This is a genomic window from Azospirillum lipoferum 4B (assembly GCF_000283655.1).
GTDB lineage: Bacteria > Pseudomonadota > Alphaproteobacteria > Azospirillales > Azospirillaceae > Azospirillum > Azospirillum lipoferum_C.
The window spans coordinates 907823-926491 of record NC_016585.1; the positions used below are offsets into that span (position 1 = coordinate 907823).

Here is an 18669-nt window from a genome sequence, read left to right on the forward strand (position 1 = left end):
CCGATGACGGCCAACCCATCGCCTGAAGACGGATCGCCAAACGCTGCAGGGAACGTCACGGCACGGCCCTGGGTGATCAAGATCGGCGGCAGCCTGTCGGACTGGCACCGGCTGGGAACATGGTTGGACCTGATCTCCCAGCCCGGCCATCTCCACCCTCTGGTCATCGTGCCGGGCGGCGGCCCCTTCGCCGATGCGGTGCGCGACGCCCAGGACAATTGGCGCTTCGACGACCGGCTCGCCCATCGCATGGCCCTGCTGGCGATGGAGCAGTTCGGGTTGATGCTGCACGGCATTTGCCCGGCCCTGCAGACCGCGGCGACGCGCGAACGGCTGCGCTCGCTGATCCGGGCGGGGATGCCGGCGGTGTGGCTGCCGTCGGCGATGGCGCTCGACCAACCGGAGATCGCCGAAAGCTGGGATGTCACCTCCGACAGTCTGGCGGCATGGCTGGCGATGGAGCTGGACGCGGCGGCGCTGGTGCTGGTCAAGTCGGGTCCCTGCCCTTGTGCGGCCACCGATGCGGCGGCGCTGGCCCGCGACGGGCTGGTCGATGCGGCTTTCCCGCATTGGCGCGCGCGCTTCGCCGGCGAAACCTGGTGCATCCATCGCGACAACCACATGCTGATGGAAGAGGCGCTTGCCGGCCGCGCAAATCCCGGCTGCACCCTGCTGCGCAGCCCGGAGGCGGAACTTCTGCCAAGCGTGCGAGCATGACCGGGGAATCTCCCGACCCCGCTTCGCCGCGGCTTGCCTGGGCGCTGACCGGATCCGGCCATTACATTAAGGAGACGCTCGACCTGATGGCGCGGCTGGCGCCGCTCGACGTCTTCCTCAGCAAGGCGGCCGAGGAGGTGATGCGCATGTACCGCCGCCGCGACGGCAACTTCCCGCCGGGCACCCGCCTGTTCCGCGACCGTGCCGCCAGCGCGCCGCAGATCGGGCGGTTCTATTTCGGCGAGTACCACACGCTGGTGGTGGGGCCGGCCACCTCGAACACGGTCGCCAAATGCGTGCAGGGGATCTCCGACACGCTGCCGACCAACGCCTTCGCCCAGGCCGGCAAATGCCGGGTGCCCTGCATCGTCTTCGCCTGCGACACAGCGCCGGAAATGATGACCGAGGCGCCGCACGGCATGGTGCCGGTCTATCCCCGGCGCATCGACCTGGAGAATGTCGAACGGCTGCGCGGGTTCGAGGCGACCACCGTCGTCGAAACCGTTTCCGAACTTGAAGCGGCGCTGGCAACGCGCCTGGACTCCGTGCGTCCGGAAAGGCGCCTGGTGAATGTCTGACAACCTCGTCTTCGTGACCGGAAAGCTGGCGGAGCCACGCCTGCGGGCGGTGCTCAACGGGATGGCGTCCTCACCTTTCAGGTTCGACGTGGTGCAGATCGGCGTCAGCGTCGCCGCCCTGATGACCGAGGAACTGATCAGGCGCCGCCTCCCGCCGCCGCCGCCGGGTTCCCGGGTGATCCTGCCCGGCCGGACCCGCTGCGATCTGGCGGCACTGTCCGGGCATTTCGGTGTCACCTTCGAACGCGGGCCGGAAGAACTGCGCGACATCCCCGCCTATCTCGGCGGGCGGGCGGCGCGGACCGACCTGTCCCGCCATGCGGTGACGATCTTCGCGGAGATCGTCGACGCCCCCCACCGCTCCGTCGACACTCTGCTGGAAACCGCCGCAAGGCTGCGCCGTGACGGTGCCGACGTGATCGACATCGGCTGCCACCCCGGCGAACGGTTCGAAGGGCTGGAGGCCGCCGTCGCCGCCCTGGTCGCCGCCGGCCACACCGTCAGCGTCGACAGCGCCGACCCCGAGGAGCTGCTGCGCGGGGCGTCGGCCGGTGCCTCCTACCTGCTCAGCCTCAACGAGGACACGCTGTGGGTGCTGGATCGGACGGCCGCCACCCCGATCCTGATTCCGGGCAAGGCGCGCGACCTGGACTCGCTGTGCCGCGCCGTCGACCGGCTGCGGACCTCCGGCCGGCGTTTCCTCGCCGATCCGGTGCTCGACCCCATCCATTACGGCTTCACGGAGTCGGTGGTCCGCTATCACGACCTGCGCCGGCGCTATCCCGACATCGAGATGCTGATGGGCATCGGCAACCTGACCGAACTGACCGACGCCGACACCACCGGCACCACGGCTCTGCTGATGGGCATGGTGTCGGAACTGTCCATCGGCGCCGTCCTGACCCTGCAAGTCAGCCCGCATGCCCGCACCGCCGTGCGCGAGGCCGACCGGGCGCGGCGGATCATGCATGCCGCCGCCGAAAGCGGCAGCCTGCCCAAGGGCATCGACGACGGGCTGCTGGCTCTGCGCGACCGCCGTCCCTTCGCCGGCACCCCGGCCGAGATCGCGGAGACCGCCCGCAGCATCCGCGACCCCTCCTTCCGGGTGGAGGTGGCCGAGGACGGCGTCCATGTCTATAACCGTGACGGGCACCATGTGGCGACCGATCCGTACCGTCTCTATCCCCTGCTGGGGCTGGCGGAGGACGGCGGACATGCCTTCTACATGGGGGTGGAGTTGCAGAAGGCCTTTCTCGCCTGGCAGCTCGGCAAGCGCTATGTCCAGGACGAAGACCTCTCCTGGGGCTGCACCGTGGAGACGGCGGCAGAGGCGGACAGCGACATCCACGGTTTCAAGACGGCCGGCACGACCTTGCAGGAGCGCCGCCGGGCCTGCGGAAGGGCATCATGATCCTGGAAACCATCGTCACCACGCTGGGCGCCGACGGCACCCCGCACATCGCGCCCTTCGGCGTCACCCGGACCGGAGAGGGTCTGGCGATCGCCCCCTTCCGCCCCTCCGTCACGCTCAATGCGCTGGAGGCCACCGGCCGGGCCGTGGTCAACCTCACCGACGATGCGCGGCTGTTCGCCGGCTGCCTGACCGGACGGCGGGACTGGCCGCTGGTCCCGGCGACCGCCATCGCGGGTGTGCGTCTGGTCGACAGCCTCGCCCATTGGGAGGTGGAGGTTGTTCGGGTGGAGGCCGACCCGGTGCGCCCGCGCTTCCATTGCCGATGCGTCCATGAAGAGGCGCATCGGCCCTTCGCCGGCCACAACCGCGCCGCCGCCGCCGTGATCGAGGCCGCGATCCTGTGCAGCCGCCTGCATCTGCTGCCGCGGGAGAAGGTGGAACGGGAAATGGCTTACCTTGCCATTGCCGTCGAAAAAGCCGCCGGAGCGCGGGAACGGGAGGCCTGGGGCTGGCTGTGTGACCGTCTGGCGGCCTTTCGGGCCGAAGCTGACCGCAAGGCCGAGCCAAAGGTGCTTTCATGATCCGCATGCTCGCCAGCGTGACCGATCCCGAAGAAGCCGATCTTGCGGTGGAGGCCGGCGCCGACCTGATCGATCTGAAAAATCCGCGCGAGGGCGCCCTGGGCGCGTTGCCCGCCGACTTGATCCGCGCCTGCCTCGCAACGGTATCCGGACGACGGCCGGTCAGCGCCACCATCGGCGATCTGCCGATGGATCCAGACATCACGGCGATGGCCGTCTCCCGGACGGCGGCCACCGGGGTCGACATCGTGAAGATGGGGATCGTCGCCGGCGGCGACCCGGCCGCCTGCATCGAGGCGGCGGCACTGGCACGCGGCGCTTCCGCGCTGGTCGGCGTCATCCTTGCCGACCTGACGCCCCCCACGCCCGATCTGGTTCATGCCATGGCCGATGCCGGCTTCATCGGCGTGATGCTGGACACCGGACTGAAGGACGGCCGCAGCTTGCGCGATCATCTGTCCACCGACGCGCTGGCCGATTTCATCGGACGGGCACGCGATGCCGGATTGTCGGCAGGGTTGGCCGGGTCCCTGAGGCTTGCCGACATCCCCCCTCTTGCGGCGCTGGGTCCGTCGATTCTCGGCTTTCGCGGCGCCCTGTGCCAGGGTGGCGCACGACGCGAGGTGATGGACCCGGACAGGATCGCCGAGGTCATCCGAAGCGTGCGCGGTCACCGTGGGCCGACCTGACGCCACCGGTCTGCGGCCATGTCGGCAACGCATGAACCGGCCCATCATGCCGATCGGGCCGAAGCGCTCCAATCGCCACTGAGAAAAGGCACTGCCGGAATAAAATAGCCATCCGAGCCGCTATACTGAGGAAGAAGCAACGGCACTGACGGCTATCTAAATTTCCGCAGATGTGTTGGTATCGGGATTCCACCCGATGAAGAATGGTCGATCCCCGTTCCCTTTGAACCACCGGCCGGCACCACCACGCTTTTTCAAAGGAACGCCTTCATGCGTATACGACTGGGTTACCAGCTGACCTTCAGCTTTCCCGCTCCCACGCCGATGATCGTGATGCTGAACGTGCATTACTCGCGCGTCGGAGACCTGGAGCAGCCCGACCACATCGTCACCAGCGTACCGGCACCGATCCAGGGTTACCGCGACAGTTTCGGCAACTGGTGCAGCCGGCTGGTCGCGCCCGCCGGACTTGTCACCATCAGCGCCGACAGCATCATCCGGGACAGCGGGCTCCCCGACCCGGCCGAGCCCGGCGCCGTGCAGCACCGGGTGGACGAGCTGCCGGCCGACACCCTGCTGTTCCTGCTGGGCAGCCGCTATTGCGAGACGGATGTCCTGTCGGACGAGGCGTGGCGGCTGTTCGCGGGCACCGCACCGGGATGGGCGCGGGTCCAGGCGATCTGCGATTTCGTCCACGGCCATGTGACCTTCGGCTACGAGCATTCGCGCCCGACGCGGACCGCGGCCCAGACCTATGCCGAGAAGCGTGGGGTCTGCCGTGACTACGCTCATCTCGCCATCGCCTTTTGCCGCGCCATGAACATTCCCGCGCGCTACTGCACCGGCTACATCAGCGACATCGGCGAGCCGCCGCCCTATGCGCCGATGGATTTCGCGGCCTGGATGGAGGTGTATCTCGGTGGCCGCTGGCATGTCTTCGACCCACGGAACAACGCCCCCCGGATCGGACGAATCCTGATCGCCCAGGGGCGCGACGCCGCCGATGTGCCGCTTACCCACACCTTCGGCCCCAACACGCTGACGGGATTCAAAATCTGGACGGACGAGGTGGTCGCCTGATCGGTACAGGCTATGCCCGGCCCGCCACCGCGGCGTCCGGCGTCATCGCCTCCAGGCCCCTGACGGGCAGCGGCGGGACCGGTGCGCGGGCGCGTTCGCGGCGCGGCAGCAGGGCAATCCGATGCAGATCCTCCACCCAGGGCGACGGGTAGCTGTCGGTGCCGAAGATCCATACGGTGGCCATGATGCCTTCCGCGCTACGCAGCAGGACGCGGGCGTCATGGCCGTCCTTGCCGGCATGGTTGGCGGCCTGCACCGCGGCGATCAGGGCGCCGACCTGTCCGTTGGGAAAGGGGCCGTACCGTTCCCCTTCCAGCCCGATGAACCAGCCGTCCGTCCGGCACGACACGATGTAATGGGCTGAGAGGCTCATGAGGTCACAGTTCCTTGATGGCGGTTGCGCCGGCCACGGCGCAGGCCATGGTGAGACGGGTCAGCACGGCCCCCCGCATCAGGCTGGCTTGTCCCGGCGGCGAAAAGGCGGGGGGAAGAAGGTCGGATCGCGTGTCGTGGAACGCCGGATGCCAACGGCGCTCGGCATTCGTCCAGCGCAGCTGTTCGCGCAGCACATCGGCGCCATGGGGGCATCGCCCTTCGATGGAGTGGAACAGCGGGGTCATGGGCGTTCCTCCAGTGCGGAATTGGCCGGTGCGGATGTGACCAGCGCGGATTTGGCCGTCAGGGCGTCGGCCATGGCTGGAACCGCCGGATGCGGTGAACCGGCAATCGCTTCTGACGCTCCGCCGGCCGATCCGCCGATAGCCGCACAGCACCAGCGGACATGGCAGCGTTCCCCTGCCGCCGATTGCGCCAGCACGACGCTGGCGAAGCCGAGCCGTTCCGCCGCCTGCGCTTCACGAATGGCTTTGGCGAGCGCATCGGTTCGGTTGGCGCAGGGCGGATAGACGAATCCGTCCACACGCACGATCCAGCCGACGCGGGTTTTCAAAATGAAGAAGGCAAGCCTTGTGCGGGCATCCATGGGGTGGTCTCCGATGTGGGCCGGATGTGTCGGCGTTGGCGGCAGCCATGCCGTCCGGATCGAGTCACACCAGGAAGGGCCCGGGATTTGCGGACCGCAGCAAAAATGAGCAAGCCTGGGTGGCTTCAGCAGACTCGAATTGGTGACCTGCGAAGCAATTTGCAATGGACACTATGCGGAATCGCTGGCTCCCGATGGCTTTTCGCCAATCGGATGCGTGCGTCCGTTTGTTCCTGATTGGCGGAAAATGGCGCTGAAAACTCCGAGAAGTCTCCACCGCCATCGCCCTTCATTCCGCCACGGCCGAAGTCGGCTGCGGCGGGAGGCGGCCGGATCGCCGCCCCTTCATGGTATGCCCGCTTGGGGTCAGCGCTTGTTGCCGGTGTTGCCGGACTTGCCGCCGATGGGCTCCACCTTGACGTCGGTGCGGCGGGCGCTCGCCTCCACCACCTGTTCCCGTTCGGAAGCGGTCTTGGAGAGCACGACCTCCTCGACGACGCGGGCTTCCTTCGTGATCTCCGGCGTTTCGGAGGTCGCCGTCAGTTCGACGGTCTTCTCGCCGAAGGCGGCCTTCTCCTCGTCGGGGCTCAGGGGGCGGTCGACCTTGCGGTGTTCCACATCCACGGCCTCGTCACGCAGCGTCACGGTTTCCCGTACCGGCGTCTCGGTGACTTCCGAGGTGAGCTTCACCCCGCCCTTGGCGACCCGGCGCTTGCCGATCTCGACCTCTTCCTTCACCGACTGGAGGGTCTCCTGCTCGACGGTGCCGCCGCTGCCCGCCTTCTTGCTATCCTCATTCCGGGCCGCCTTCTGCGCCGAGGAAGCCTCCGGCAGGTCGATGGCTCCATTCTCGTCGAGGATCGCCTCCGCAGCGTCGGCGTCCTGGTCGGCGATGTCGGCCGCGACCAGGGTGTGGCCCTGGCGGACGGCAGCGCCATACTGGTCGGCCAGTTCCTTCCCGAAGCCATGCCCCAGCAGGCCCTGGGCCGCCTTGTCGGCGCTGTCGGCGCCGCCGAAGGTTTCGATGTCCGTTTCCTGGCAGCCCGCCGCGATCAGGGCCTGGAAGGCCTTCTTGGCGGAACCGGTTTCCTTGTAAAGTCCAACGACGATCGTGCTCATGATGCTCTCCAGTGAGATTTCGAATTTGTGCGATGTTTCAAGCGGCTTTTCGAAAGCGGTCCGGGCCGGTCAGGCCACGGAGTCTTCCGGCGCCGGATCCCGGTCGACCACGACGTCCTGACGGCGCAGCGTGACGTGGTCGGTCATCTTGCGGCTTTCGGTACGGCGGGTGATCCGGACCTCTTCCACCAGCTTCAGGCGGACCTCCACGACAGCCACCTCCTCGATCACCGAGATGACGGTGGTGTCGCCGTCCTGGCGATCGGGGATCGGACCGTCGACGAAGCGCCCGATGGGCACCCGCTCCACCTCCAGCGTTTCCACCGACAGGTCGGCTTCGACCGCCTGTTCCCGCTCGTGGCTGACGGTGCGGGCGCGGACGGTTCCGGTGACCTGTCGGCGTTTGCCGACGCCCACCTGCTCTTCGACGGCGAGGAGCGTCTGCGGCCCGTGTTCCGAACTGGTCAACGGAGGTCCTCCTGCGATTCTTGAGGTGGCGTCAGGCGTCGCGGTGGAGCGGGTTTTGCCTGGCGTCCTGGGTCAGGCGGGATGCGGCCTGGGCGGCGCGGACATTGACCTCGCAGAAGGCCAGCCACCCGCCGAGCAGGTAGCGGTTTCCCGCCATCACGATGTCCTGCGGGCCACGGGCCTGCAGCATGCTGCCCATCATCTCGTTCTGACGCTCGACGGCCTTGTTCATGAAGGAGACGGCTTCCGAAAAGGCCGTTCCATAGCCAGCCATCATGGCACCGCCGAGTGCCATCGCCCGACCGCCCCCGTCTTCGAGGCCATGGCTCAGTGCGCGCTCGACCTTCTGGCCGGCGGCCTGGACGGTTTCCGGGAAGCTCTGGTTGCCCGAGGTGCCGGGGAGCTTCGGCGGCCAGGGCCTCGGCTGCTGTCCAAAGCCACGGCCGGCTTTCGGCGCGTGCTCTTCGCTGGCGCTTCGGATGGTGGCGCCCTTCGGCGCATCGTTGCCCGCCGGGGCTTCGTCGCTTGCGCTGCGAATGGTCGGGCGGGTGGTGGTGGGGGTGTGTGCGCCGTCTTCCATATCGATTCCATGTCTGTTTGGGTTGGATGTCTGGGAGCGCTGCGCTCGACCTGAATGACTAGAGACTATATTATGTTGCGGCGCAAAAATACAATGTCCTTATAAAGAAAAGTTGGAGAATGTCGCGATTAATTGCAGAATAAAAAGAAGGTGTTCTTTTGACTGTTTACGAATTTATTTTCTGCCTATGCAGAAAGTTCAGGAACAGCCTTAGGGGCATTTATCGATATATTTGTCTGTCTGAAGGGCCGGGCCGCAGAAGGGGCTCTGCCCCCTCTACGCCTGGGAAGGCTGCGTTCCGCAGCCATATCCTTTCATTGGAAACGATTGGGCTGGGAGCGTTGCATGCCTGCTAATTCCCGCGACCAGAAGGACGCAGAGAAGATGGTGAGGGAGGAGGAGGCGCGCGGCGGTCCCTTCGTGGTGGCCGCGGAATCGACGCTGATGCCGATGCTGATCGCCGATCCGACCCTGCCGGATGTGCCGATCGTCTTCGTCAATGCCGCCTTCATCAAACTCAGCGGCTACGCGCGGGAGGAGGTACTGGGCAAGAGCTATCACTTCCTGTCCGGCTCCGACACCGACCCGGAGGTGGCGCGCGCCATCGACCTGGCCCTGCGCGCCGGGGAGGCCATCGTGCGTCAGGTGCAGCTCTACCGGAAGGATGGAGCTCAGCTATGGGTGCTCCAGCATGCCGCTCCCGTCTTCGAGGAAGACCGCATCCGCTACCATTTCGTGTCCTTCGTCGACAACACCGCGCGCAAGGCGGCGGAAGATGACCTGCGGCAACTCAACGAGGATCTCGACCGCCGCGTCTCGTCGCGCACCGAACGGCTGGACGAGCTCAACCACCAGCTCGCCAGTGAAGTCGAGCGCCGCATCGACGTGGAGCGGGTGCTGCGCAACACGCTGCACGACAAGGACTTGCTGCTGCGCGACAAGGACGACCTGATGCGGGAGGTGAACCACCGGGTCAAGAACACCCTGCAGATGGCCTCGTCCTTCCTGCGCATCCAAATGAGCGTCGCTCAGAGCCAGGAACCGGCCGTGCAGGAGGCACTGCACAGCGCCGTGGAACGGCTGGACCGCATGGCCGAGATCCACGAGAAGCTCTACCGGGCGCAGGGGCTGCAGGAGATCGAATTCGGCGGCTATCTGGGGATGCTGTGCCGCGACCTGCTGGCGTCCTTCGGGGCCGCGCAAGGCCTGCAGGTGGTCCTGGACATCGACACCGACGAGGCCTTCCTGAAGCCGGACCAGGCCATCCCGCTCGCCCTGATCGCCAACGAAGCGATGATCAACGCGCTGAAATACGCCTTCCCGGACGGACGGTCCGGCCGCATCGCCGTCTCGTTCCGCCACACCTCGCGCAGCCTTCTGCGCTTGACCATCGGCGACGACGGCGTCGGCATGTCCGCGACCCCGCGCTCCGGTTCGCTCGGCCTGACCTTGATGGAGTTGCTGGCCGAGCAGATCGATGGCGGCGTGACCGTCAGGTCCGACAAGGGCACGACCGTCACGGTGTCGATCCCTGCATGACCGGACCCGGCGCCGGCTGCCGGAAAGGCCCGGAGCGATGCCGCCGTATTCCCGGCCGCGGGCTTCACCATCCGGCAGCCGGTCGAAGGGGGTTGCGGCCGGAACGCAGCCCGCAGGAAAATTCACAAACAATCGCAATTGGCTTGCACAAAAATGTGGCGTAGCGGCGTCGCGGGCGCCAAAAAGCGGGCGTCGTTCCCACGGAAGGCGTCCTGCTTGCCGGGATCAATCGGATGGTCAATTTCTCGGCCTGCTATGGCCCGGACATTTCCCCGGCAAGGGCGCCTTTCCACACAGCTTCGGACAGATCCTCCATGGCAGATTTCTTCCCGCGTTGGCCGCTCGCGACCGGCCCCGTCGTCCAGCCGGACGAGCGCCTTCCCTGGGGCTCGACGATGACGCTCGGCATCCAGCATCTGGTCGCCATGTCCGGCTCGACCATCCTCGGGCCGTTGCTGATGGGGTTTGATCCAAACCTCGCCGTGCTGTTCTCCGGCATCGGCACGCTGATCTTCCTCGTTCTCACCGCCGGGCGCGTACCGAGCTATCTCGGCTCCTCCTTCTCGTTCATCGCCGTGGTGATCGCGGTGACGGGGTACAGCGGCCAGGGTCCCAACCCGAACATCGGGCCGGCGCTGGGCGGCATCATCGCGGCCGGCGTGCTCTATGTCCTCATCGGCATGCTCGTGACCTGGACCAGCACCGGCTGGATCGAGCGGCTGATGCCGCCGGCGGTCACCGGCGCGGTGGGGGCGGCAATCGGCCTCAACCTGTCCCCGGTTGCCGTCAAGGGCATCGAGGGGACGGGTCCGCACATCCTCGTCGCCCTGTTCACGCTGGCCGCCACCGCCCTCATCGCGGTCTATGCCCCGCTCGCCATCCGGCGGCTCTCGATCCTCGCCGGCATCGCGGCGGGCTATGTCTTCTATCTCGTGCTGGCCAACGGGTTCGGCATGCTGCCGCCGGTCAGCTTCGCGGAACTGGCCGCCGCCCCGTGGTTCGGCATGCCGGAGTTCCGCACGCCCAGCTTCGATGCCGGCGCCATGGCCCTCGTCGCCCCCATCGCCTTCATCCTGGTCGCCGAGAATCTCGGCCACATCAAGGCCATCGGCGCCATGACCGGGCGCAACCTCGACCGCTACATCGGCCGCGGCTTCATCGGCGACGGCATCGCCACCATCGTCTCCGGCAGCGGCGGCGGCACCGGCGTCACCACCTATGTCGAGAACATGGGCGTGATGGCGGTCACCCGCGTCTTCTCCACGCTCATCTTCGTCGTCGCCGCGGTCGCCGCGATCTTTCTGGGCTTCTCGCCGAAGTTCGGCGCCCTGCTGCGGACGATCCCGGCGCCGGTGCTGGGCGGGCTGGCGACCGTCGTCTTCGGCCTGATCGCCGCGGCGATGGTGCGCCTGTGGGTCGACAACCGCGTCGACTTCTCCGATCCGCGCAACCTCATCACCGTCGGCGTGACGCTGGTTCTCGGCGCCGGCAACTTCACCATTTCCGCCGGAGGCTTCTCCATCGGCGGCATCGGCACCGCGACGATTGCGGCGCTCGGCCTCTACCAGCTGCTCGGGATCGGGCGTTCGCGCGAGACCTCCCGCACCGCCCCCCAGCTGGCAGCCACGACGCTCCACTGACGTCGAAACACCCTGCGGGACGCTCCGTGGCCTCATACCAGCGGCTCTTGATCCTGACTTGTCAGGATCAAGAGCTTCAGCGGCATGGGCCGCCACCATCATGGCCGGGCCTCCTCCAGTAGCGCGCGGACCGGCGTCGGCCGGACCGGGGCTTGCGCACGCAGGCGTCCCACCTCTCCGGCATGGGCGAGCCCCCCGGTGGCGGCGATCAGATCGGCCGCCGCAAGCTGGCAATAGCGGCCCTGGCAGCGCCCCATCCCGGCACGGCCCAAGGATTTCACCCGGTTGACCTCCGCCCCGCCATAGGCCGCCGTTTCACGCACCGCACCGGCGGTGATCCCCTCGCAGCGGCACAGGACGGCGTCGTCGGGCAATGCCCGCACCCGATCGGCCGGCCAGGGGAAGGCACGGGCGATGCCGCGGGCGAATCGTTCCAGCCGGTCGAGCCGTTTCAGGTCGGCCGCGACGTCCGGCGCCGGCAGTCCCAGATCGGACAGGCAGGCGGCTGCGGCAAGGCGCCCGGCGACCTCCGCCCCATCGGCCCCCAGCAGGCGCAGACCGTCGCCGGCCAGATAGACGCCTTCCCCGGCACGGCCCATGCGGTCGGCACGGGGCAACCACTGCGCCCATGTCGCGTCGTAGTCGAACCGGCAGCCGGCGAGATCGGCAAGCTGGGTTTCCGCCTTCAGATGCCAGCCCAGCCCGACCGCGTCGCAGGCCGTCCGCCGCGCTCGTCCGCCGGCATCCGTCCAGCGGACCGCCGTCACTCCCGTTTCCGTCGCCTCGATCCCCTCCAGTGCGATCCCGGCATGGTAGAGCCGTCCCAGCCGCGCCCGCATCGCCAGTCCTTGCAGGGCGAAGGATGGGCGGACGGCAAGGTCGGGAAAGGCGGCGATCTGGCCGCGCATGCCAGCGGTGTCGAGGACCGCGGCAATCTCCGCTCCCGCCTTCAGCAGTTGCGTCGCCAGCAGGGTCAGCAACGGCCCCGATCCGGCCAGCACGATCCGCCGCCCCATCGCCACGCCCTGGGCCTTCAGCGCGATCTGCATCGCGCCCAGGCTGTAGACGCCGGGCGCCTGCCAGCCGGGCACCGGGGCAAGGCGGTCGGTCGCCCCGGTCGCCAGGATCAGCCGGTCATAGCCGATCCGGCGGCTCCCACCGTCGCCGACCGCGTGTAGCGTCCCGTCCGCCAATGCCACGACCGAATGGCGCGGCAGATGGACCGCCCGGCCGGTTGAAACCAGCCCGTCGAAAGCGGTGTGCAGCGCCACCGCCTTGCCGGCCTGCGAGCCATAGAGCGTCGCCGGCGAGCGGGTGAAGCCGTCGGGCGGGCGGCGGTAGATCTGCCCGCCGGCCCGCGCGCCCTCGTCGATCACCGTCGGGCGCAACCCGGCCGACGCCAGCGTTTCCGCCGCACGGATGCCGGCAGGGCCGGCTCCGACGATCACGACTTGCGGTTCGTTCGGCGTTGTCATGTCCAGTCCTCCCGGGTCCGGGTCAGCAGCCGCATGCCCTCGGCCACCGGGGTGGAACAGGCGCGGATGCGCGGCCCCTGTTCCTGCCAGATCCAGCAATCCTGGCAGGCCCCCATCAGGCAGAAGCCGGCACGCTTCTCCGGACCGAATTCCGTCTGCCGCAGTGACGGGACGTTGGTGAGGATCGCCGTCAGCACCGTATCGCCCGACAGCGCCATCCGCTCCACGCCGTCCAGCAGGAAGCGGACCGGCTCCCGCCCGGTCTCGGCCAGCCTGACCAGCCTGCCGCCGGGGTCCGGAGGAACGCCGAACGCCGTCCCGCTCATTCCGCCGCCTCCCCGATCATGGGCTTGTTGGCGCGGGGCATCTCGGGGAAGCGCGCATAGACCTCTTCCAGCGCCGCCTCCACCCCGTCGGCCCCGGTGCGGCCGGCCATGCGGCTGAAGATCTCCGTCTTGGCGAAGAAGCGCCAGTGGATCGGCAGGCCGTCCAGGGTCCGCGTCAGGACATCATAGGCGGCGGGGGTCCATTGCCGCTCGTAGCCCTCGCGCTCCGGTCCGAAATGGAAATGCGCGGTGGGCGCCGGCCGGGCCGCACGCAGCCGGTCGGTCGCTTCGGCGTCGAGCACGCCGTCGCGGATGACGACGCCATACTCCCGCTCCGCCGCCCCAACGGAGACATAGCCGCGCGCCACATCCTGCGCCACCCGCCACGGCTCGCGCGTGAAGGGGTCGCCACGCCCGCCGCCGCCCGCCGAGCGGATGTCCAGCACATCGCCGGGTTGCAGGACCGCGGTGTCGATGTTGCCCAGCCGCCGCTCCCCCGGCGTACCGGGATTGACCACCATGTCGGACAGCCCCGCCGCCCGGCCGCCCAGCACGCCCCAGGGGCGGAAGAAGCCGCGGTCGCGGTTGCGCGCGGTGATGCGGGTGTCGGGGGAGAAGACGCGGAAGGCCATGTGGGTCGCCAGACCGCCGCGCCAGCGCCCGGCCCCGCCGCTGTCGGCCGCCAGACCGTAGCGGACGAACTCCACCGGGGTTTCCATTTCGGTGATCTCGATCGGCGTGTTCTTCAGATAGGCGGCATCGGCCCCCGACCCGTTGGTGCCGTCGCGGTGCGGCATGCCGCCGCCGCCGCCGACCACCGGGTTCACCGCGGCGATGATGCGGTTGCCCGTCCGCTCGTCGGTGGTCATCACGTTGACGATGCAGTTGTTGCCGGCCGGCGCCGCCGGAAGACGCTCCGGCACCGCCTGGGAAAAGGCGCCGAAGATCACGGAGCGCAGCCGCGCGCAGGTCAGCGACCGCATGCCCACCGCCGCCGGGAAGGTCGGGTTCAGGACCGTCCCCTCCGGCGCGATGCAGGTGAAGGGCCGGGTCAGGCCGGTGTTCAGCAGGATTTTCGGGTTGAGGGTGTAGAGGACGTAATAGACACCGACCAGCAGGATGGTGTGACGGGGATCGCCGCCCGACGGCACGTTGAGCGAGGATGCCAGCTGCGGGTCCGACCCGGTGAAGTCCAGGATCGCCTCGTCGCCCCGGATCGTCAGGGTCAGCTTCAGGCGGCAGGGGTTGGCGGCGACCGAATCCTCGTCGGCATAGTCGGCGAACACCCACTGCCCATCGGGCATGGCGCGCAGGATGTCGCGCGCCTGCGCCTCGGCATGGTCCAGCAGCGCATCGACGCCGTCGAGGAAGGCGGCCTTGCCGAACTTCTCGACCATGGCGAGGATCTTGCGCTCGCCGGTGTTCAGCGCGCCGACCAGCGCCTTGATGTCGCCGATGTTCAGATCGGGCTTGCGGACGTTGGTGGTCATGATCCGCAGGATCTGCTCGTCGAACACCCCTTCGCGGACCAGCTTCATCGGCGGGAAGCGGATGCCTTCCTGGTGGATTTCGGTCAGCGCCCGCGACAGCGAGGCCGGGACGGCGCCGCCCATGTCGGTGTTGTGGATGTGGCCGCCGGTCCAGGCGATGATCTCGTCCTCAAAGAAGACCGGCTTCCACAGATGGGTGTCGGGGGCGTGGGTCGCCACGAAGCCGGAATAGGGATCGTTGGTGAAGGCGACGTCGCCGGGCCGGTAATCCTCGATCATGTCGATGGCGCGGCCATAGGTCAGGCCGGGATACCAGGTCGCCCCCAGCTCCATCGGCACGCCGAAGGTCTCGCCCCGGCGGTTCAGCAGCATGACGGTGAAATCCTCCGTCTCCTTGACGAAGGCGGAATGGGCGGTGCGCTGGAGCGTGTGGGCCATGTTCTCGGCCGCCGACCGCGCATGGTTCGCCAGAACCTGTAGCTTCATACGGTCAAACACTGGCATCACTCCGCAAAGGTCAGGTGGAGGTTGAGTTGCGCATCGACACGGGCTTCGGTCCCGGCCGGGATGGCGAAGGTGGTGTCCTCTTGCGCTACGATGGCCGGGCCATGGAAGCGTGCCCCCGCCTGCAAATCCGCGCGGCGGTACAGCCCGACCCGGGTCACGGCGCCGCCGGTGAAGACCGGAACCGTCCGCTCCGCCGACGCGGCACGCGGCTCCTCCTGTGCTGTCGGGAACTGCAGCGCCGGGCCGTTGCCGATGGCCGACAGGCGCAGGTTGACGATCTCGATCCGCCCGTCCGGGTCGTGGAAATCATAGAGCCGCGTGTGCGCAGCGTGGAAGGCGGCGGCGATGGCGGCCGAGATGGAGTGGGGATCGTCGGCATCCAGCCAGTCGGGATCCAGAGGCGTCTCGATCTCATAGCTCTGGCCGGCATAGCGCATGTCGGCGACGATCCTCAGCTCGACCGCACCGGAATGGCCCTGGGCGACGAGCCAGTCGCGACCCTCCGCGCCCATCACGGCGACGGCGTCGCGCAGCGTCGGCATCAGCCCGGCGGACAGCTCGGCGAACAGGGTGCGGACGAAGTCGCCGCGCAGATCGGCGACCAGACCGCCAAGCGCCGACACCACGCCCGGCCAGCGCGGCGCGACGACGCGCGGCATCCCCAGCTCGCGCGCCAGGAACACCCCCAGCATCGGCCCGCCGCCGCCGAAGGGCATCAACGCGAAGTCCCGCACGTCGACACCGGCGCGCGCGGTCATCTTCTCGACCTCCGCGAACATTTCCGACACGGCGACGTCGAGGATGGCCTGGGCGGTGGCCTCCAGCGAACGGCCCAGCCGGTCGGCCAGCCGCCCCACCGCGGCGCGGGCGAGGTCGGCATCCATCCGCAGCTGCCCATAGGCCATCTGGCTGTGGCCGAGCCAGCCGCACACCACCATCGCGTCGGTCACCGTCGCCCATTCGCCGCCGCGGCCGTAGCAAGCCGGACCCGGCGTCGATCCCGCGGAATCCGGCCCCACGCGCAGCACCCCCTGGCCGTCGACGCTGGCGATCGACCCGCCGCCGATGCCGATGGAGCTGACCGACACCGACGGGATGTGCAGCGGAAACTCGCCGATCATCTCGCCGGTGCCGAACTGGGCCTGACCGTCGATGATGAGGGCGAAATCGGCCGAGGTGCCGCCGATGTCGAGCGTCAGGATGCGCGGCTCCCCCGCCTGCCGGGCCAGCCACGCCGCGCCGTTGACGCCGGAGGCGGCGCCGGACAGCAGCATGTGGACGCAGGCCCGCTTGCCCTCCGCCGCGTTCATCACGCCGCCGTTCGATTTGGTCAGCAGCGGACGGGCGGGCACCCCGCGTCCGGCCAGCCGCTCCTCCAGCGCCGACAGGTAGCCGGAAATCCGGGGATGGACATAGGCGTTGAGGATCGCGGTGGTCGTCCGCTCATACTCGCGGATCACCGGCCAGACCTCGGCGGAGGTGAAGACGAACAGGTCGGGCGCGAGCCGGGCGATCTCCTCCTTCACCGCGCTCTCTTGGCCGCCGTCGCGCCAGGAATGCAGGAAGGAGACGACGACGCCCAGCGCACCCTTGGCCTTGAGGGCGGCGACGGCGTCGGCGACGGCGGCCATGTCGGGGGCCTGCCGCTCGGTGCCATCCGACCGCAGGCGGGCGGGGATGCCGAAGATCATGTCGCGGGCGACCAGCTGGTCGGGGCGCGAGCAGAACAGCGAATAGGTGTCGGGCATGCGCAGCCGGGCGAGCTCGATCACATCCTCGAACCCCGCATTGGTCAGCAGCGCCAGCGGCGCGCCCTTGCGCTGGATCACCGTGTTCATGCCCACCGTCGTGCCGTGCACGAAGCGGGTGACGGCGCGCGGGTCCAACCCCTCGCGCTCGGCCAGCAGGGTCAGGCCGGTCATCAGCTCCGCACCGGGATCGTCCGGCGTCGTCAGCACCTTCAACGACGCCACCCGGCCCGACCGGGTGTCCAGCGCGCAGAAATCGATGAAGGTCCCACCGATATCGACGCCGACCTTCCAATCGGCCTCTCCCATGCCCCCGTCCATCTTCGCTCCCTTCCGCAGATCAGCCTGTGCCTGTGCTGGGAAAAAGCTGACATGCCGGGGTGAGAGCGGTCTAAGACCCAATAAAAGCAAATGCATAAGGCGGACTTATGCACCGCGGCTCCAATGGCTGGCTCCCATAGCCCGGCCTTATGGGACCATGTCCAACCCGTCTTTGACCCGCCTGCCCGTCCTGGGCAGCCTGACCGATGGGGCGGAGCCGCGTCCGCCCGCATGTGGGAGAGGTCGATGAGGGTTATCGTGCTGGGCGGCGGGTTGATGGGATCGGCCGCCGCCTTTTTCCTGGCCCGGCGCGGCCTGAGCGTCACGCTGCTGGAACGCCATCGCGTCGGCTCGGGCGCCACGGTGGCGTCCTTCGGCAATATCCGCCGCAGCGGGCGCTATCTGCCGCAACTGCCGCTCGCCCACCGCTCGCGGGCATTGTGGGGCGAGGCGGAACGGCTGCTGGGCCGCGACGTGGAGTTCCGCGCCACCGGCCATCTGCGGCTGGTGTTCGACCAGGATGGGCTGGCCGACATGCGCCGCTTCATCGTTGACGCGCGGCCCTGGGGGCTGGAGCTGGAGGAGCTGTCGCCGCCGGCAATCCGCCGCCGCTTCCCCGGACTGGGGCCGGGAGCCATCGCCGCCTCCTTCTCTCCACAGGACGGCAGCGGCAACCCGCGCCTGATCGCCCCCGCCTTCGCCGATGCCGCCCGCCGACTGGGCGCCGAGATCGTGGAAGACTGCGGACCGGTGGAGGTGTCGGCGACCGGATCGGGCTTCGAAGCCGTGACGCAGCGGGGGCGTTTCACTGCGGATTGCCTGCTGAATACCGCCGGTGCCTGGGGTGCCCGCGTCGCCGCCAGCTTCGGCGAGCCGGTGCCGATGTCGGCCTACGGGCCGCAGATGGGCGTCACCGAACCGCTGCCGCACAGGATCCTGCCGGTGGTGGGCATGTGGTCGCGGGCGGGCGGGGACGGCTATCTGCGTCAGGTGGAGCGCGGCAACATCGTCTTCGGCGGCGCGGCCGAGCGTGTGGCGGTGCCGCTCGACCCGGGCCACGCCAGGGCGGACCCGGCGCGGCTGCCCGGTCAGTTGCGGGGGTTGGTCCGGCTGCTGCCCGCCATTGCCGACGTCGCGGTGATCCGCACCTGGTCGGGCTGCGAGGGTTATGTCGCCGACAAACTTCCGGTGATGGGGCCGTCGGCGACGACGCCCGGACTGTTCCACGCCTTCGGCTTCAGCGGCCACGGCTTCCAGCTCGGCCCCGGCGTCGGCGACGTGATGGCGGAGATCATCGCCACCGGGCGCACCGACACGCCTCTGCATGATTTCCGCATCGACCGTTTCCAGACCGCCGGCCAGGCGGTCGGCCTGGAAGCGGGCCTGTCCTGACCGCGCCACCCTGACCGCGCTGC

General features: G+C 68.6%; 19 protein-coding genes. 9 read left to right on the top strand and 10 right to left on the bottom strand.

What is annotated here, in order from left to right:
* Positions 1-3 precede the first annotated feature (3 nt).
* The 6 genes from AZOLI_RS17770 to AZOLI_RS17795 all read left to right on the top strand — a co-directional run bounded on the left by AZOLI_RS17770 (position 4) and on the right by AZOLI_RS17795 (position 5059).
* Positions 4-717 carry an amino acid kinase family protein gene (locus AZOLI_RS17770; RefSeq protein ID WP_244442575.1) on the top strand — a complete coding sequence of 238 codons (714 nt, stop codon included), beginning with the start codon at positions 4-6 and terminating at the stop codon, positions 715-717.
* Complete coding sequence (locus AZOLI_RS17775; protein WP_014188546.1) at positions 714-1295, top strand: flavoprotein; 582 nt, start codon at positions 714-716, stop codon at positions 1293-1295. The genes AZOLI_RS17770 and AZOLI_RS17775 overlap by 4 nt, the downstream gene beginning before the upstream one ends.
* Complete coding sequence (locus AZOLI_RS17780; protein ID WP_014188547.1) at positions 1288-2706, top strand: DUF6513 domain-containing protein; 1419 nt, start codon at positions 1288-1290, stop codon at positions 2704-2706. Before AZOLI_RS17775 ends, AZOLI_RS17780 begins: the two co-directional genes overlap by 8 nt.
* Entirely contained in the window at positions 2703-3290 is a 588-nt protein-coding gene (locus AZOLI_RS17785; protein WP_014188548.1) for a DUF447 domain-containing protein, read from the top strand. Before AZOLI_RS17780 ends, AZOLI_RS17785 begins: the two co-directional genes overlap by 4 nt.
* Positions 3287-3979 (top strand): (5-formylfuran-3-yl)methyl phosphate synthase, encoded by a 693-nt coding sequence (locus AZOLI_RS17790; protein ID WP_014188549.1) that lies wholly within the window; start codon positions 3287-3289, stop codon positions 3977-3979. The genes AZOLI_RS17785 and AZOLI_RS17790 overlap by 4 nt, the downstream gene beginning before the upstream one ends.
* Positions 3980-4249: 270 nt before the next feature.
* Positions 4250-5059 (top strand): transglutaminase-like domain-containing protein, encoded by an 810-nt coding sequence (locus AZOLI_RS17795; RefSeq protein ID WP_014188550.1) that lies wholly within the window; start codon positions 4250-4252, stop codon positions 5057-5059.
* A 10-nt stretch (positions 5060-5069) separates the two neighbouring features.
* Here the strand turns inward: AZOLI_RS17795 and AZOLI_RS30445 are convergent, their stop codons facing one another.
* From AZOLI_RS30445 to AZOLI_RS17825, 6 genes are all read right to left on the bottom strand, one after another.
* Entirely contained in the window at positions 5070-5432 is a 363-nt protein-coding gene (locus tag AZOLI_RS30445) for a hypothetical protein (RefSeq protein WP_014188551.1), read from the bottom strand.
* Positions 5433-5436: 4 nt separating this feature from the next.
* Positions 5437-5679 carry a hypothetical protein gene (locus AZOLI_RS17805; protein ID WP_014188552.1) on the bottom strand — a complete coding sequence of 81 codons (243 nt, stop codon included), beginning with the start codon at positions 5677-5679 and terminating at the stop codon, positions 5437-5439.
* Positions 5676-6041: a hypothetical protein gene (locus AZOLI_RS17810; RefSeq protein ID WP_014188553.1), complete on the bottom strand. Its 366-nt coding sequence runs from the start codon at positions 6039-6041 to the stop codon at positions 5676-5678. The genes AZOLI_RS17805 and AZOLI_RS17810 overlap by 4 nt, the downstream gene beginning before the upstream one ends.
* Before the next feature lie 366 nt (positions 6042-6407).
* The gene (locus tag AZOLI_RS17815) at positions 6408-7160 is read right to left on the bottom strand and encodes a YsnF/AvaK domain-containing protein (RefSeq protein ID WP_014188554.1); all 753 of its coding nucleotides are present in this window, start codon (positions 7158-7160) and stop codon (positions 6408-6410) included.
* Between the two features lie 69 nt (positions 7161-7229).
* The gene (locus AZOLI_RS17820) at positions 7230-7628 is read right to left on the bottom strand and encodes a YsnF/AvaK domain-containing protein (protein WP_014188555.1); all 399 of its coding nucleotides are present in this window, start codon (positions 7626-7628) and stop codon (positions 7230-7232) included.
* A gap of 31 nt (positions 7629-7659) precedes the next feature.
* On the bottom strand, positions 7660-8208 hold the full coding sequence (locus tag AZOLI_RS17825) for a hypothetical protein (protein WP_014188556.1): 549 nt from the start codon (positions 8206-8208) through the stop codon (positions 7660-7662).
* Positions 8209-8553: 345 nt separating this feature from the next.
* Between AZOLI_RS17825 and AZOLI_RS17830 the strand changes: the two genes are divergently transcribed.
* Together AZOLI_RS17830 and AZOLI_RS17835 are read left to right on the top strand one after the other, a co-directional pair.
* Positions 8554-9747 (top strand): sensor histidine kinase, encoded by a 1194-nt coding sequence (locus AZOLI_RS17830; protein WP_044551603.1) that lies wholly within the window; start codon positions 8554-8556, stop codon positions 9745-9747.
* A 314-nt stretch (positions 9748-10061) separates the two neighbouring features.
* Positions 10062-11387 (top strand): solute carrier family 23 protein, encoded by a 1326-nt coding sequence (locus tag AZOLI_RS17835; RefSeq protein ID WP_014188558.1) that lies wholly within the window; start codon positions 10062-10064, stop codon positions 11385-11387.
* 98 nt (positions 11388-11485) lie between these two features.
* Here the strand turns inward: AZOLI_RS17835 and AZOLI_RS17840 are convergent, their stop codons facing one another.
* From AZOLI_RS17840 to AZOLI_RS17855, 4 genes are read right to left on the bottom strand one after another with little or no spacing between them, the layout of a single operon-like run.
* A complete protein-coding gene (locus tag AZOLI_RS17840; RefSeq protein ID WP_014188559.1) occupies positions 11486-12862 on the bottom strand; it encodes an NAD(P)/FAD-dependent oxidoreductase in 1377 nt (458 codons plus the stop codon).
* Entirely contained in the window at positions 12859-13188 is a 330-nt protein-coding gene (locus tag AZOLI_RS17845; protein ID WP_014188560.1) for a (2Fe-2S)-binding protein, read from the bottom strand. The genes AZOLI_RS17840 and AZOLI_RS17845 overlap by 4 nt, the downstream gene beginning before the upstream one ends.
* A complete protein-coding gene (locus AZOLI_RS17850) occupies positions 13185-15176 on the bottom strand; it encodes a hydantoinase B/oxoprolinase family protein (RefSeq protein ID WP_044551604.1) in 1992 nt (663 codons plus the stop codon). Before AZOLI_RS17850 ends, AZOLI_RS17845 begins: the two co-directional genes overlap by 4 nt.
* 5 nt (positions 15177-15181) lie before the next feature.
* Positions 15182-17254 carry a hydantoinase/oxoprolinase family protein gene (locus AZOLI_RS17855; RefSeq protein WP_044551607.1) on the bottom strand — a complete coding sequence of 691 codons (2073 nt, stop codon included), beginning with the start codon at positions 17252-17254 and terminating at the stop codon, positions 15182-15184.
* Between the two features lie 246 nt (positions 17255-17500).
* Between AZOLI_RS17855 and AZOLI_RS17860 the strand changes: the two genes are divergently transcribed.
* The gene (locus AZOLI_RS17860) at positions 17501-18646 is read left to right on the top strand and encodes an NAD(P)/FAD-dependent oxidoreductase (RefSeq protein ID WP_044551610.1); all 1146 of its coding nucleotides are present in this window, start codon (positions 17501-17503) and stop codon (positions 18644-18646) included.
* Positions 18647-18669: the final 23 nt, after the last annotated feature.

Coding starts and splice junctions, on each gene's coding strand:
- AZOLI_RS17770 (WP_244442575.1), top strand. CDS start 4: ATGACGGCCAACCCATCGCCTGAAGACGGATCGCCAAACGCTGCAGGG.
- AZOLI_RS17775 (WP_014188546.1), top strand. CDS start 714: ATGACCGGGGAATCTCCCGACCCCGCTTCGCCGCGGCTTGCCTGGGCG.
- AZOLI_RS17780 (WP_014188547.1), top strand. CDS start 1,288: ATGTCTGACAACCTCGTCTTCGTGACCGGAAAGCTGGCGGAGCCACGC.
- AZOLI_RS17785 (WP_014188548.1), top strand. CDS start 2,703: ATGATCCTGGAAACCATCGTCACCACGCTGGGCGCCGACGGCACCCCG.
- AZOLI_RS17790 (WP_014188549.1), top strand. CDS start 3,287: ATGATCCGCATGCTCGCCAGCGTGACCGATCCCGAAGAAGCCGATCTT.
- AZOLI_RS17795 (WP_014188550.1), top strand. CDS start 4,250: ATGCGTATACGACTGGGTTACCAGCTGACCTTCAGCTTTCCCGCTCCC.
- AZOLI_RS30445 (WP_014188551.1), bottom strand. CDS start 5,432: ATGAGCCTCTCAGCCCATTACATCGTGTCGTGCCGGACGGACGGCTGG.
- AZOLI_RS17805 (WP_014188552.1), bottom strand. CDS start 5,679: ATGACCCCGCTGTTCCACTCCATCGAAGGGCGATGCCCCCATGGCGCC.
- AZOLI_RS17810 (WP_014188553.1), bottom strand. CDS start 6,041: ATGGATGCCCGCACAAGGCTTGCCTTCTTCATTTTGAAAACCCGCGTC.
- AZOLI_RS17815 (WP_014188554.1), bottom strand. CDS start 7,160: ATGAGCACGATCGTCGTTGGACTTTACAAGGAAACCGGTTCCGCCAAG.
- AZOLI_RS17825 (WP_014188556.1), bottom strand. CDS start 8,208: ATGGAAGACGGCGCACACACCCCCACCACCACCCGCCCGACCATTCGC.
- AZOLI_RS17830 (WP_044551603.1), top strand. CDS start 8,554: ATGCCTGCTAATTCCCGCGACCAGAAGGACGCAGAGAAGATGGTGAGG.
- AZOLI_RS17835 (WP_014188558.1), top strand. CDS start 10,062: ATGGCAGATTTCTTCCCGCGTTGGCCGCTCGCGACCGGCCCCGTCGTC.
- AZOLI_RS17840 (WP_014188559.1), bottom strand. CDS start 12,862: ATGACAACGCCGAACGAACCGCAAGTCGTGATCGTCGGAGCCGGCCCT.
- AZOLI_RS17845 (WP_014188560.1), bottom strand. CDS start 13,188: ATGAGCGGGACGGCGTTCGGCGTTCCTCCGGACCCCGGCGGCAGGCTG.
- AZOLI_RS17855 (WP_044551607.1), bottom strand. CDS start 17,254: ATGGACGGGGGCATGGGAGAGGCCGATTGGAAGGTCGGCGTCGATATC.
- AZOLI_RS17860 (WP_044551610.1), top strand. CDS start 17,501: ATGAGGGTTATCGTGCTGGGCGGCGGGTTGATGGGATCGGCCGCCGCC.